General features: G+C 69.9%; 10 protein-coding genes, 1 other RNA gene and 1 pseudogene. 11 read left to right on the top strand and 1 reads right to left on the bottom strand.

Annotation, left to right across the window (positions count from 1 at the left end; all coding sequences use genetic code 11):
* The first annotated feature begins 7 nt into the window (after nt 1-7).
* The 4 genes and pseudogenes from secA (at nt 8) to prfB (ending at nt 6,157) form a co-directional block, all read left to right on the top strand.
* On the top strand, nt 8-2,677 hold the full coding sequence (secA, locus tag M3Q23_06275; GenBank protein ID MDP9341701.1) for a preprotein translocase subunit SecA: 2,670 nt from the start codon (nt 8-10) through the stop codon (nt 2,675-2,677).
* 116 nt (nt 2,678-2,793) lie between these two features.
* Nucleotides 2,794-3,459 (top strand): annotated as a pseudogene (locus M3Q23_06280) (zinc-ribbon domain-containing protein).
* A gap of 159 nt (nt 3,460-3,618) precedes the next feature.
* On the top strand, nt 3,619-5,019 hold the full coding sequence (locus M3Q23_06285; protein ID MDP9341702.1) for an AAA family ATPase: 1,401 nt from the start codon (nt 3,619-3,621) through the stop codon (nt 5,017-5,019).
* A 30-nt stretch (nt 5,020-5,049) separates the two neighbouring features.
* Nucleotides 5,050-6,157 (top strand): peptide chain release factor 2 gene (gene prfB, locus M3Q23_06290; protein MDP9341703.1). Its coding sequence is split into 2 segments (ribosomal slippage): nt 5,050-5,115 and nt 5,117-6,157, totalling 1,107 coding nucleotides; the frame shifts between segments, so codons are not numbered across the junction.
* A 6-nt stretch (nt 6,158-6,163) separates the two neighbouring features.
* Here prfB and M3Q23_06295 read toward each other — a convergent pair.
* Complete coding sequence (locus tag M3Q23_06295) at nt 6,164-8,659, bottom strand: YfhO family protein (protein ID MDP9341704.1); 2,496 nt, start codon at nt 8,657-8,659, stop codon at nt 6,164-6,166.
* A gap of 307 nt (nt 8,660-8,966) precedes the next feature.
* On the opposite strand from M3Q23_06295, the gene M3Q23_06300 reads away from it, so the two are divergent.
* The 7 genes from M3Q23_06300 to M3Q23_06330 all read left to right on the top strand — a co-directional run.
* Nucleotides 8,967-9,869, top strand: a complete 903-nt coding sequence (locus M3Q23_06300) for a transketolase (GenBank protein ID MDP9341705.1) — start codon at nt 8,967-8,969, stop codon at nt 9,867-9,869.
* Nucleotides 9,869-10,792 (top strand): transketolase family protein, encoded by a 924-nt coding sequence (locus M3Q23_06305; GenBank protein ID MDP9341706.1) that lies wholly within the window; start codon nt 9,869-9,871, stop codon nt 10,790-10,792. The genes M3Q23_06300 and M3Q23_06305 overlap by 1 nt, the downstream gene beginning before the upstream one ends.
* A gap of 102 nt (nt 10,793-10,894) precedes the next feature.
* Nucleotides 10,895-11,581 carry a cell division ATP-binding protein FtsE gene (gene ftsE, locus M3Q23_06310; protein MDP9341707.1) on the top strand — a complete coding sequence of 229 codons (687 nt, stop codon included), beginning with the start codon at nt 10,895-10,897 and terminating at the stop codon, nt 11,579-11,581.
* A complete protein-coding gene (gene ftsX, locus M3Q23_06315) occupies nt 11,571-12,449 on the top strand; it encodes a permease-like cell division protein FtsX (GenBank protein MDP9341708.1) in 879 nt (292 codons plus the stop codon). Before ftsE ends, ftsX begins: the two co-directional genes overlap by 11 nt.
* A gap of 18 nt (nt 12,450-12,467) precedes the next feature.
* The gene (gene smpB, locus M3Q23_06320) at nt 12,468-12,938 is read left to right on the top strand and encodes an SsrA-binding protein SmpB (protein MDP9341709.1); all 471 of its coding nucleotides are present in this window, start codon (nt 12,468-12,470) and stop codon (nt 12,936-12,938) included.
* Nucleotides 12,939-13,056: 118 nt separating this feature from the next.
* Nucleotides 13,057-13,408, top strand: a transfer-messenger RNA (tmRNA) gene (ssrA, locus tag M3Q23_06325).
* A 616-nt stretch (nt 13,409-14,024) separates the two neighbouring features.
* Nucleotides 14,025-14,238 (top strand): IS21 family transposase (locus M3Q23_06330; protein MDP9341710.1); only part of this gene is annotated, 214 nt, incomplete at its 3' end.

Consider the following 14,238-nt stretch of genomic DNA (forward strand, 5'->3'; position numbering starts at 1 on the left):
AGCCCCGTTGGTACTCGACAAGCTCGGCGATTTCGGAGAGGGTCGCAAGGTCAAGAAGCTGGGCGAGCTCGCCCGGGTCATCGGGACCTTCGAGCCCGAGATCGAGGACCTCTCGGACGCCGAGCTCCGCGGCAAGACCGATGAGTTCAAGCGCCGCCTGGCCGACGGCGAGACCCTCGACGACATCCTCCCCGAGGCCTTCGCCTCCGTCCGGGAGGCGGCCAAGCGCACCATCGGGCAGCGCCACTTCGACGTGCAGCTGATGGGCGGCGTCGTCCTGCACCAGGGCAACATCGCCGAGATGAAGACCGGTGAAGGAAAGACCCTCGTGTCGACCCTGCCGAGCTACCTGAACTCCTTGGGCGGCGAAGGGGTCCACGTGGTCACCGTCAACGACTACCTGGCCAAGCGGGACTCCGAGTGGATGGGGCCGATCTTCCGAGCCCTGGGCGTCTCCATCGGGCTGATCCAGACCAGCATGAATCCCGAGGAGCGCCGTCCCGCGTACGCCGCCGACGTCACCTACGGCACCAACAACGAGTTCGGGTTCGACTACCTCCGCGACAACATGGCCATGCGCCTGGAGGACATGGTCCAGCGCGGGCACCACTTCGCCATCGTGGACGAGGCGGACTCCATCCTGATCGACGAGGCCCGGACCCCGCTGATCATCAGCGGCATGGTGGCCGACTCCGCCAAGTGGTACCAGACCTTCGCCCGCATCGCGCCGCGCCTGCGCAAGGACGAGGACTACGAGGCCGACGAGTCCAAGCGCACCGTCGCCGTCAGCGAAGAGGGCGTGCGCAAGGTCGAGGAGATCCTGGGCATCGAGAACCTGTACGAGCACGTGCACACGCCGCTCGTGCACCACCTCCAGAACTCCCTGCGGGCCAAGGAGCTGTACAAGCGCGACGTCGACTACATCGTCGCGAACGGCGAGGTCAAGATCGTCGACGAGTTCACCGGCCGGGTGCTGGAGGGCCGGCGGTACTCCGAGGGCCTGCACCAGGCCATCGAGGCCAAGGAAGGCGTGAGGATCAAGGAGGAGAACCAGACCCTCGCCACCATCACCATCCAGAACTACTTCCGGATGTACGACAAGCTCGCCGGGATGACGGGGACGGCCAAGACCCAGCTGGTGGAGTTCGAGGAGGTCTACAAGTTGGGGGTGGTGGACATCCCCACCAACCGGCCCATGGTCCGCAACGACCAGCAGGACGTCATCTACAAGTCGGAGGACCCCAAGTGGCGGGCGGTCACCGAGGACATCGCGGAACGGAACGAGAAGGGCCAGCCCGTCCTGGTGGGCACGGTGTCGATCGAGAAGTCCGAGCGCCTGTCCGGCTACCTCCGACGCCGCGGCGTCCCGCACCACGTCCTGAACGCGAAGCACCACGAGAAGGAGGCCATGATCGTGGCCCAGGCCGGTCGGCTCGGGTCGGTCACGGTGGCCACGAACATGGCCGGCCGAGGGGTCGACATCCTCCTCGGGGGCAACCCCGAGTACCTGGCCCGCCAGGAGATGGCCGCTCGGGGGTTCGACAACGACCGCTACCTGATGTTCGACATGGACCCCCAGGAGCGCGAGGATTACGAGGCCGAGTACGAGCCGATCTTCCGCAAGTTCAAGGGCCAGACCGACGCCGAGCACGAGGAGGTCGTGCAGGTCGGCGGGCTGTACGTGCTGGGCACCGAGCGCCACGAGTCCCGCCGGATCGACAACCAGCTCCGGGGCCGGTCCGGCCGGCAGGGCGACCCGGGCGCGTCGATGTTCTACCTCTCGCTGGGGGACGACCTGATGCGGCTGTTCGCCTCCGAACGGATCGGGCGGATCATGGACCGCCTGAAGTGGCCGGAGGACGAGCCCATCGCCGCGAAGATGGTGAGCCGGGCCATCGAGGGCGCGCAGCGACAGGTCGAAGGCGTCAACTTCGAGCGACGCAAGAACGTCCTGAAGTACGACGAGGTCATGAACACCCAGCGCCAGGTGATCTACACGGAGCGCCGGAAGATCCTGGAGGGTCGGGACCTCCGCGACGATGCGCTGGAGATGGTCACCGACGCCGTCCAGGCCACGGTGGCCCAGTACGTCTCCGCGGAGGTCTTCTCGGAGGAGTGGGACCTCGAGAGCATGTTCAACGCGCTGGCCAACATCTACCCGGTCCAGCTTCGGGTGGCGGACCTCGAGGGCGTCGACGACCCCGAGGAGGTCCTGGAGAAGATCCTCCAGGAGGCCATGGCGGCCTACGAGGAGAAGGAGGAGCTGGTCGGGCCGGAGACCATGCGGGAGCTCGAGCGCATGGTCCTGCTCTCGATCATCGACAACAAGTGGCGCGAGCACCTCTACGAGATGGACTACCTCGAGGAGGGCATCCACCTCCGGGCATACGGCCAGCGCGACCCCCTCGTCGAGTACCAGCGCGAGGCCCACTCGATGTTCGAGGAGTTGAAGGGCGGCATCCGAGACGAGTTCGTCCGCTACATCTACCGAGTGGAGCTGGTCCGCCAGGACGAGCCGGCCCGGCCCAGGCCTCAGCGCGTGCTGGTGAGCCACGGCGAGGGCGGGGATGAGGCGGGGACCGCGCCGCAGGCCCGCAGCGACAAGGTCGGCCGGAACGCGCCGTGTCCGTGCGGATCCGGGCGGAAGTACAAGAAGTGCCACGGGGCCACGGTCTGACCCGCTGGGCCACCCGGCGAGACCGCGGCCTGAACCGCTGAGCCACCCGGCGCTCTCTCGCTCCCTCGACAGCCCGCCGGACGAACGGTGAGAATGCGACCGACCCCGCCGAAGCCATGAGCGATCACGACACCGCTGTACCGTGCGCCACGTGCGGAGCGCGCATCCCGGCCGGGGCGCGCTTCTGCCCCTCCTGCGGCACGCCCGTGCCCGTCCCGGCCTCCGGGACGGCGGCCGGAGCGGGGGTCGCGGAGCCCCACACCGCCACCGGCGCGCCCATGCGAGGGTTCGAGACAGGTGGCCGCGCGGACGAGCTCCGGCCGGTCACCGCCCTGTTCGCCGACGTGGTGGGATCGACCGCGCTCGGCGAGCGCCTGGGGCCGGACGAGGTCAAGGCCCTGATCGGGGAGTGCGTGAGCCGCATGAGCCGGGCGGTCGAGGAATTCGGTGGAACGATCCAGGCCTACATGGGGGACGGGATCTGCGCCTACTTCGGCGTGCCGGCGGCCCACGAGGACGACCAGGAACGTGCCGCCAGGGCCGCGCTGCGCATCCTCCAGTTGGTGGGGGAGTACGGCCGTGACATCGAGGCCGGGTGGGGGATCGCCGGGTTCAACGTCCGGGTCGGCATCAACTCCGGACCCGCCGCTGTGGGGACGGTGGGGGCGGCGGACCCGCAGGAGGTGGCCCTGGGCGACACCACCAACGTGGCCGCCCGGCTCCAGTCCGCGGCGCTCCCGGGCACCGTGGCCGTGGGCGACGCGGCCGCCCGCCGGCTGTCCCAGCACTTCGTCCTGGAGCCGCTCGGGGAGCTGGCCGTGAAGGGGCGGACGGAGCCGGTGCTGGCGTGGCGGCTGGTCGCGCCCCGTTCCACCCTGGAAGCCGGTCCGGCCACACCCCTGATCGGCCGGGACGGCGAGCTGGCCCGGCTGGCCGCGGTGGTGGACGAGCTGGAGGCCGGCCGGGGGCAGGTCCTGGTGGTCACGGGCGAGGCCGGGCTGGGAAAGACCCGCACGCTCGCCGAGCTCCGGCGGGTGGCCGGCGATCGGGTGACGTGGCTGGAGGGCCGCTGCCTGTCCTACGGGGGCGAGCTGCTGTACTGGCCGTTCGTGGAGATGATCCGAAGCTGGCTGGGAACCTCCGAGGGTGAGGCGGAGGTGGCCGTGCGGATGCGCCTGCGAGCCCGCATGGCCCCGCTCCTGGACGCCCAGCACCCCGACGCGCTCTCGTACCTGGGCCGGCTCCTGTCGGTCCGGTTGGAGGCGGAGCCCGAGCGCGACCTCCACCCCCCCTCCGCGGACCGCCTTTCGGCCGGCATCCGGGGCGCGTACCTGGCCTGGATCGAGCGTCTGGCCGCCGAGCGTCCGGTGGTGGTGGCGGTGGACGACCTCCAGTGGGCCGATCCGGCCACCCGGGAGCTGGCGGAGGACCTCCTGGCCGTGACCGACCGGGCCCCCCTTCTGGTGGCGGCCTCGCTCCGCTCCGATCCGGCCTCGGAGGGCTGGACGTTCCGCCTGAAGGTCCTCTCCGAGTTCATGCACCGGGCGGTGGAGCTGCCGCTCACCCCGCTGGCCCGGGAGTCGGCGGAGCGCCTGGTCGACGCGCTGATGCCGATCGGCATCCTCGATCCCACCACCCGATCCGAGATCGTGAGCCGGGCGGAGGGGAACCCCCTGTACGTCGAGGAGCTGCTCCGGGCGGTACTGGAGAGCGGCGTCCCGGACCGGCGGCGGACCTGGACGCTTCCCTCCTCCACGACCGGCCTCATCCCCGCCAGCCTGGAGGGATTGTTCATCGCCCGGATCGACCGGCTCTCTCCCGGAGCCCGCCGGCTGGCCCAGGCGGCGGCCGTGGTGGGGCGGAGCTTCCCGGTCCGGGTCCTGGAACGGCTCCACGACGGCAACGTCCAGGCGGACCTGGCGGAGCTCCTCCGGGCGGAGATCGTGCGGGAGCTCCGCCGGTATCCCGAGCTGGAATGCACGTTCCGCCACGGGCTGGTGCAGGACGCGGCACTCTCGACGCTCACTCCAACCAGCCGCCGGGAGCTGTACGGGCGGGTGGCCGACGCATTCGAGAACGACGTGTACGCAGCGGCGGTGGAGGAGCACCTCGAGGAGCTGGCCTTCTACTACTACCGGAGCGACCAACCGGCCAAGGCGCTCGCGTACCTGGAGCGAGCCGCGGAGCGGGCGGAGTCGCTGGACGCGCGTCCTCAGGCCGCCGAGCTGTGGACCCGGGCCGGGAAGGTGGCGTCCCGGTTGGGAGACGAGGAAGCCGGCAAGCGCGTCGAGGCGCGGCTGGCGCCCCTCGACGCCGGCGGCTCCTGGAAGGGCTACGCCTGAGGAGTGGCGCCGCGCCGGTACCATATCGGCGTGAGCGACGGCACCGAACGCATCGAGAAGCTTTCCGCAAGGATCGCGTCGGCCAAGGAGTACCTTTGACGTCGACGCCAAGCGCGCGCGGGTCGGCGAGATGGAGCAGGCCGCGGCCTCGCCGGACCTGTGGGACGACCCGCCTCGGGCCAAGGATCTGACCACCCGCCTGGCCCGGTTCCGGGCCGAGGTCGAACGCTTCGACTCCCTGGCAAGCCGCTTGGCCGACGCCCGGGCCATGGACGAGCTCCTTTCCAATGAGGACGACAAGGAGCTCGAGGCCGAGCTGCGCCGCTCGCTCCAGTCGCTGGAGCGCGACGTCGACCGGCTGGAGCTCGAATCGCTCCTCTCCGGCGAATACGACGACAACGACGCCGTGGCCAGCATCCACGCGGGCGCGGGCGGCACGGAGTCCCAGGACTGGGCCGAGATGCTCCTGCGGATGTACGTGCGGTGGGCAGAGCGGCACGGATTCCATGTGGAGCTCGACGAGGTGCTCCCGGGGGAGGAGGCCGGCATCAAGAGCGCCACGTTCATCCTGTCGGGGCCCCACGCGTACGGCCTGCTCTCGGCGGAGCGGGGGGTCCACCGCCTGGTCCGGATCTCGCCCTTCGACGCCTCCAGCCGACGCCACACCTCGTTCGCCAGCCTCGACGTGATCCCCCTGCTGGAGGAGGACGCCGAGATCGAGATCGACCCCAAGGACCTCCGGATCGACACGTACCGGTCGTCCTCCGCCGGCGGACAGCACGTGAACGTGACCGACTCGGCGGTGCGGATCACGCACCTGCCCACCGGCATCACCGCCGCCTGCCAGAACGAGCGCTCCCAGATGCAGAACCGCGCGGTGGCCATGCGCATCCTGACGTCGCGGCTGGCCGAGCTGATGCGGCGAGAGCACCTCCAGAAGCTCGAGAACCTGCGGGGCGAGCGTCGCGACATCGAGTTCGGCTCGCAGATCCGTTCCTACGTGCTGCACCCCTATCAGCTGGTCAAGGACCACCGGACGGACCTGGAGATCGGTGACGTGAACCGGGTCCTGGACGGGGACCTGGACCCGCTCATCGAGGCCTACCTGCGGCAGCGGGCTGCACCGGCCGCCCGGTAGTCGATCTCAGCCGGAAGGGGACGGGGCGGGCTCGACGGGCGCCGGCGAGGCGGGCTCGTCATCGGGCCCGTCCGGTCGGGGACCGCGCCGCCGGCGCCCCCGGCCCAGCAGCGACATCAGCAGCGACACCGCCAGCCCGAGCACCAGCAGTCCCCACACCGCCGCCGAGGCCACCAGGCCACGGGCGATCGGAGGGTCCCGGTACACCAGCTCGATGGTGTGGTGCCCGGCCGTCACCGGGATGGCCTGGAGCAGGTAATCGGCCGCCAGCACCTTCGATGGCTTGCCGTCCACGGTGGCCGTCCACCCCGAGTCGAACGCGTTGCGCACCACGACCAGCGAGCTCCCGGGGGTGGCGACCTGGATGCGGATGTGCTCGGGGGAGAGCTCGTGGAACGTGGCCCGCCCCGGGCCGCCTCCGGAGGGGGCGATGCCGGGGTTGACCAGCACGACACCCTGCTGCGAGGGGTCGAACTGCGGCTGGAGCACCCGCCGGAGCACCGCCGCGCCGTCCGGCGCCACTCGCCACCGCCGGATCACCGACACCATGGGCTGCCAGTCCCGGAGCCGGTACAGCGTGAACCGCCCCTCCCGGGTCACCGGCGTTGCCCGGAGCGGGAGGGTCAGCCCCGTGGGCGCGATCAGGTACCGGATGGACAGCAACCGGACGTCGCTTACGGACGGATTGCGAATCACCGAGGCGTTGTAGAACAGCGGCGTGCCGTCGTTCGTGGCCCGGATGTACGACCAGTACCGGGTCAGCTGCACGGGGTCGTAGCCGAGCACGTCATGAAGGCCGAACAGCATGCCTCGCCCGTTCTCGAGGGCCGGCCAGGAATCCGGGTCCTGGGTGAACAGGTAGCCCTTCAGGTAGTAGGTGGTGGGCGGCGCCCACGTGATGTACCGCCCGCGCTGCCCCTGGAGGGCCCGCGCGATCCGCCCCGGCCGCAGGTAGTCGTCCACAGGGACGTCGGGCCACCGCAGCGGCCCCGAAACCAGGTTCTGGCCGCTGTGCTCGAGGCCCAGGAACACGGTTCCGCCGGCGTAGGCCTGGGAATAGATCGCGCTGCCCAGCAGCTCCACGGCGAGGACCCCCACCACGGCGAGCCCGGCCCACCGTCTCCCGCGTCCCAGCGCCATCAGCACGCGGAACGCTGCCGCCGCACCCGCCAGCAGCAGCAGCATCCGGACCGGGTGGGCGCCCAGCAGCACAGGCAGGACCAGCCAGATGCCCACCCCGGCGCCGATCCACGCCGCCGCCCGCCGCGCCGGCAACGGGCGCTCGATCAGTCCCTGGATCCCCAGGGCCCCCAGCACCGGCACCGCCAGCAGCAGGAGGTACCGAAGGCGTCCGGGGTTGTGCAGGTACACGTCGCCGTACGGCAGCGACAGCACCAGCTTGCGGTACCACAGCGCCCGGACGAAGAAGTTCAGCGTCAGCACGTACGAGGCCAGGCCCACGATGCCGAACGCCACGGCCAGGTACCGCTTGCTCCGGACCCGGAGCGCGGCGGGGATGGCCAGCAGGATGATCGCGCCCACGTAGCCTCCCGGGGCGCTGCCCAGGGCCAGCGGCCACCCGCTCCACACGCCGGACGGCGCGAGGGGCTGGTCCGCGATCCCGGCCAGCCGCGCCACGGCTCCCCCCACCGAGGCGTAGCCGCCCCGGAGGCTGGTACTGGGAAACAGCGCCATCCGCGGGATGAACAGAGCCAGGTTCGCGAACGGCAGGAACGCCATGAACAGCAGTGCCAGCGCGACGGCCGGGCCCAGGGCCTGTCCCTCCCGCACGCGGCGTACCGTTCGGGCCACCACGTACACGGCGACGGCCAGGCTGGCCATGGCCAGGCCGTGGCTCATGTGGGCGGCGGCGACCTGCCCCCAGGCCACCGCTGCCAGGGCCAGCCAACCCAGGCGGGCCGGCCACCGGGTGGCCGACAGGAAGCCCGACGCACCGACCAGGGCGAACGGCGTCCACGCCAGCATCCCGGCGAACGGCAGCGACAGTCCCACGTTGGAGGCCGCGATGAGCATGCCCAGCGATAGCCCTCCGGCGGTCGCGGTGACCCGGTGCAGCCGCTCCTTGCGGAGGAACCAGTACAGCCCCAGACCCGCCATGAGCGGCTGAAGGACGATGAACATCCGGAGCGCCGTCCCGCACGACAGCGTGCTGAACAGGGCCATGGCCGGCAGGTACAGCCACCCGGATTGCGGGTCCGCCGCATACGGCATGCCGGCCATCTGATGGGGGTTCCACAGCGGGATGTGGCCGTGCGCCAGGCTCTGCCCCAGGAAGCAGAAGTGGGGAAGCCAGAACGCCAGGATGTCGGGGTGCTGGTTGGACAGGTCGTTGCGGAAGGCCAGGCCGCGCATCGCGAACACGACCAGCACCACGATGAGGGCGGGGCCCGCCACTGCGGCGAGCACGGTTCGGGAACGGTTCGATGGTGGCGGCTCCGGGGCCCGGGGAGGCTCCGACGGCCGCGTCAGGACCGCTCGCACCGTTCGATCACCTCATCCGCGTTCGCCACGTCGACAGCCGTACTCCGGTCGAAGGCCCGCTCCCGCAGGCAGGGCACCGCGCGAGTGGGGCAATCTTACGTTCGGGAGTCGAGACGGCCGCCCGCCGCCCCGGGTTCGCTCCGCGTCGCCGGCCGGCCGTAGACTCTTCACTGACAACAGTTCGTCGGTGCCCGTGCCCGAGTTTCCCGGAGATGGCCGGAATGAAACGCATTCGTGGCCACGGCGGATCCGGGCACCCGAAGGCACTCGGGCGGACGCCGCCGAGTGCCCGGTCGAGGGAGATGCCATGGAACAGAGGACGACCGTCGAGGATCGCCAGGCCCTGGTGGACCGCCTGACCGAGGAGGCCCGGCAGCTGCGGATCACGGACATCCGCATGCTGATCAAGGCGGGGTCGGGGCACCCGGGAGGAACGCTCTCCGCCGCCGATCTCATCGCCGCGCTGTTCCTGCACAAGATGGGCCTGCGCCCGCAGGAGCCGGAGTGGCCGGACCGGGACCGGTTCGTGCTGTCCAAGGGCCACTGCGTGCCGATCGTGTACGCGGCGCTGGCCCGCCTTGGCTATTTCCCGGAGGACTGGCTGTGGACGCTGCGCAAGCTGGGCTCGCCGCTCCAGGGGCACCCGGACCGGGTGCGCTGCCCGGGCATCGAGGCGGCCACCGGCTCGCTCGGCCAGGGCCTGTCCATGGCGGTGGGGATGGCCATGGCCGGGAAGCTCGACGGCGCGTCCTGGCGGGTCTACTGCATGCTGGGCGACGGCGAGTCCCAGGCCGGCCAGATCTGGGAGGCGGGGATGCTGGCCGGGAAGCACGGCCTCACGAACCTGACGGCGATCCTGGACCAGAACCAGGTGCAGCAGAGCGACCGGGTCGTGAACATCCTGGACATCGACCCGGTGGTGGCGAAATGGCGGGCCTTCGGCTGGCACGTCCGGGAGATCAACGGGCACGACATGGAGGAGATCCTCGACGCGCTGGACGAGACCGAGTCGATCGGCGGCCAGCCCACGATGATCGTGGCGCACACCATCAAGGGCAAGGGCGTGTCGTGGATGGAGCTGAACCCGGATTGGCACGGCAAGGCCCCGAGCGAGGAGGAGGGCGAGATCGCCATCGCCGAGCTGGAGGGCACGATCGACGCCGACGAGTCGCGAAAGCGCTTCGAGGCCCTCGAGGGAGGTGGCCACTGATGGCCAAGGCGACGCGCGAGGCGTTCGGCGAGGCGCTCGTCCGGGTCGGGGCGGACCCCCGGGTCGTGGTCCTCGACGGGGACCTCATGAAGTCGAACTTCACCTACCTGTTCAAGGAGACGTACCCGGAGCGGTTCATCGAGGTGGGCATCGCCGAGAACAACATGGTGGGCGTGGCCGCGGGCCTGGCGCTGTCCGGGAAGATCGCGTTCGCATCCTCGTTCGCGTGCTTCCTGGCCGGCCGCCTCGAGGTCATCCGCATGTCGGTCGGCTACAACGAGGCGAACGTGCGGCTGGCGGGCACCCACGCGGGGATCGGGATCGGCGACGACGGGGCCTCGCAGATGGCCCTGGAGGACGTCGCCGCCATGCGGGCCCTGCCCAACATGACCGTGATCCAGCCCGCGGACGCCGTCGAGACGGAGCGGGCCGTCGAGTACCTGGTCGAGCACGAGGGACCGGTGTACCTCCGCCTGACCCGGCAGAAGGTGGCGGACGTGAATACATCCGGCTACCGGTTCGAGCTGGGGAAGGCGGTCGTGCTCCGCGAGGGCTCGGACGTCGCCGTGGTGGCCAGCGGGGGCACCGTGCAGGAGGCCCTTCGGGCCGCCGACGCGCTCGGCAACGACGGAATCTCCACGCGGGTGATCAACGTCCACACCATCAAGCCGATCGACAAGCAGACCATCCTGGAAGCCGCCGGCGATTGCGACCACGTGATCTCGGTGGAGGACCACAACGTGCTCGGCGGGCTGGGGTCCGCCGTGGCCGAGGTCCTGACGGAGGCGGGCAGCGACGCCCGGCTGACGGTGCTGGGGGCGAAGGACTACGGGCAGTCGGGGACCGGCGAGGAGCTGTACGAGGAGTACGGCATCTCCGCGTCGCACGTGGCCGCGGCCGCCAGGACCGCGCTGAAGGTCTGAGCGGGCCGGGAGCCCAAACCGAACCCGAACGCCCGGATGGTTTCGAAGCCATCAGGCCTTTGTTAGACTCGCCGCCGTCCCCAACCTCTTCCCTGTGCGCCCATGATCAAATGCGAACACGTCACCAAGATGTACAAGGATTCAGTCTCCGCGCTCCAAGACGTCAACGTGGAGATCAACAAGGGTGAGTTCGTCTTCATCGTGGGGCCCTCCGGCTCCGGGAAGTCGACCTTCATCCGGCTCCTGCTGAAGGAGGAGGAGCCCACCTCCGGCAACATCTATGTGGCCGGCAAGAACATCGGGAAGCTGACCCGGTGGAAGGTCCCGGAGCTTCGCCGCAACATCGGCACGGTGTTCCAGGACTTCAAGCTCCTGCCGAACCGCACGGTGTTCCAGAACGTGGCCTTCGCGCTGGAGGTCATCGGGAAGCCCAAGCACGTCGTGGACCAGCGGGTCCCCGAGATCCTCGAGTTGGTGGGCCTGGGCGACAAGCTCAACAACTACCCGGACGAGCTGTCCGGTGGCGAGCAGCAGCGGGTCAGCGTGGCCCGCGCGTTCGTGAACCGGCCCCTGATCCTGCTGGCCGACGAGCCCACCGGGAACCTGGACCCGGCCACGTCGGTGGAGATCATGAAGCTGCTGGACCGCATCAACCGCATCGGCACCACGGTGATCATGGCGACCCACGACAACGCGATCGTAGACGCCATGCGCCGGCGGGTCATCGAGCTCGACTCCGGGAAGGTGGTCCGCGACCAGTCCCGAGGGGTGTACGGCTATGGCACGTAGGGTCGACTACTACTTCCGCGAGACGCTCTCGGGGCTGCGACGAAACGGCCTGGTGGCGTTCGCGGCCGTCTCCACCATGTTCATCTCGCTGTTCCTGCTGGGTGGCGCGCAGCTCATCGGGCGGCAGATCGGCCTGGTCATCGACCAGCAGACCGAACGGGTGGAGGTGGCGGTCTACCTCAACGACAACATCAGCCAGGCCGACTCGGACCGGATCCTGGCCAAGCTGAACGCCATGCCCGAGGTGGACCAGGTCCGCTACGAGTCGAAGCAGCAGGCCTACGAGCGGTTCAAGGCGCTGTTCGCCAACCAGCCCGACCTGGTCAACAACGTCTCGCCGAGCGCGCTGCCGGCGTCGTTCCGGGTGAAGCTAGCCGACCCGTCGAAGTTCGCGGTGATCGCGGCGCAGATCCAGGGGCAACCCGGGGTGGAGACCGTGGTCGACGAGCGGGCCGTGCTGGACCGGCTGTTCGCCGTGTCTCGCGTGCTCCGATGGGGGGCGTACATCGCCACGGCGGTGATGCTGATCTCCTCGGTTGCGCTCATCGCCAACACCGTGCGCATGGCGGTGTTCGCGCGGCGCAAGGAGATCGGGATCATGCGCCTGGTCGGCGCCACGAATTGGTTCATCCGGATGCCGTTCCTGATCGAGGGCCTGGTGGAGGGCCTGGTCGGGGCCGCCCTGGCCATCGCCGCGCTGGCGGTGCTCCGGCGGGTGTTCTTCAACTCCATCCACCAGACCATCGCCTTCCTACCGATCGTGCGAACGCAGGACCTCCTGTCGCTGATCCCGCTGCTGCTGGTGGTGTCGGTGGTGGTCGCGCTCATGGCCAGCGCGCTCGCCATGCGCCGGTTCCTCGAGGTCTGACGGGGGGCGCCGGACCCGGTGCCGAAGGCTGCGGAGCAGGGCCAGCGCGTCGTCGCCACCAACCGCCGGGCCCGGTTCGATTACGAGATCCTGGAACGGCTGGAGGCCGGCATCGTGCTGACCGGCTCCGAGGTGAAGTCCCTTCGGCTGGGCCGAGCATCGCTGTCGGAGGCGTTCGCCCGGGTGGACGGCAACGAGCTGTGGCTCGAGAACATGCACATCCCGCCGTATGAGCAGGGCGAGAAGCGGGGCTACGACCCCAAGCGGCGGCGCAAGCTCCTGTTGCACCGCAACGAGATCGACCGGCTGTTGGGCAAGACCGCGGAGAAGGGCCTGGCCCTGGTGCCGATCCGGGTGTACTTCGCGCACGGGCTGGCCAAGGTCGAGATCGGCCTGGGGCGCGGGAAGCGGGCCTACGAGAAGCGCCAGGCCACGCTGGAGCGTGAGCACCGCCGCGAGATGGAGCGGGCGACCTCCCGCCGGCGCTGAGCCGCGGCCCCGGACCACTGCCGATGGGGGCCTTGGGTATCCTGGGCCGGTTTCGGAACGTCGCAGGGGCGTAGGACCTCCCGGTATACTGGAGAAGGTTCGCCTGACAACTCCATACGGGGGTGCATTGGCTTCGACCTGGGTGGTATCCGCCTGGGGGAAGCGGGCCGAGGTCCCCGGATGCCTCGTTAAAAGCCGGGACAACAAACAAGCGCCAACAACTACGCGCTGGCTGCCTAGTTAGCTAGGTAGCCGTCCGCCCAGGACCGCCTGTGGCCGGGGGTCGGACGTCATCAGCAGGCTCACGACGGCAGCTCGGCCCGGTGGCCGCCGTCGGACATCGCAGCCGGGCTGGCCGAGAGGTCCTCCGCCTGTGGGAGCCTCGAGGCGAGACCTGACCGCAGGCTACGCCCGTAGAAGACCCAGATGGTCACCTTGGGACGGGGGTTCGAATCCCCCCACCTCCACCAACGCAATGAATTCGAACCCGGCTCCCCACCCTGGGAGTCGGGTTCGGTTTCGATCAGGGCCAGCGTGTTGATCGACGTCACTGCTCGGTAGTGGGGACGTCCGATGTCGACGGCAACAGGCTCCAGCCGGATCGGCCCGAGGAACTGCCTGAGCAGGAGCGCGGAAGGCCCTGTGTTCCGCTCGAGGACGTCTTGGAGCCGGTCGAGCCGCTCTCGGATCCACTCGATGGGTGGTGCCCGGAAGACCTTCTCCCGGGTCGAGCGCAGACGTTTCAGATCCTCGGTGAGGTCTTCCACCCGACGTTCGGTCTCGACGAGGGCCTGGCCTAGGGCGCGACTCCCGCGGCCCTCCCCGACGAACTCGATGAAGTTCGCAAGGCGCCGCTCCTCCGAGGCGAGCTCTGCCTCCTTCAGCCGGATGGTCTCCGGGAGGTCCGACCTCTGGTCCCTCACGGCTTCCTCGACCCTCGTGAGGATGCGCTTGACCTCGGCGGCGTCGGACAGCCGATCGTGGACGGCGGCCAGGATCAGCCTCTCGGCGAGGGAACGCCTGACGAGCAGCCTGTTCTCGCACGCGCTCTTCGAGGCGGCCAGGCAGCCGTAGTAGCCGCCTGACTTGCCGCTCACCTGGGCCATGCCCCCTCCGCAGGCCCGCCGGGTGGTGGCCGGCAGGGCCAACTCGCTGTCCCTGGTGCGCTTCGACCGCAACGACTACTCGGTCCCCACGGCGTTCGCCCACCACGAGCTCACCGTCGTGGGCGGCATCGAGCAGGTCCGCATCGTCTGCGGCACCCGGCTCGTTGCGACGCACCCCCGGTGCTGGGAGAAGG

It is taken from the genome of Actinomycetota bacterium (genome assembly GCA_030774015.1).
In the GTDB taxonomy this organism is placed as follows: Bacteria; Actinomycetota; UBA4738; order UBA4738; family JACQTL01; genus JALYLZ01.

Coding starts and splice junctions, on each gene's coding strand:
- M3Q23_06300 (MDP9341705.1), top strand. CDS start 8,967: ATGGAACAGAGGACGACCGTCGAGGATCGCCAGGCCCTGGTGGACCGC.
- M3Q23_06305 (MDP9341706.1), top strand. CDS start 9,869: ATGGCCAAGGCGACGCGCGAGGCGTTCGGCGAGGCGCTCGTCCGGGTC.
- ftsE (MDP9341707.1), top strand. CDS start 10,895: ATGATCAAATGCGAACACGTCACCAAGATGTACAAGGATTCAGTCTCC.
- ftsX (MDP9341708.1), top strand. CDS start 11,571: ATGGCACGTAGGGTCGACTACTACTTCCGCGAGACGCTCTCGGGGCTG.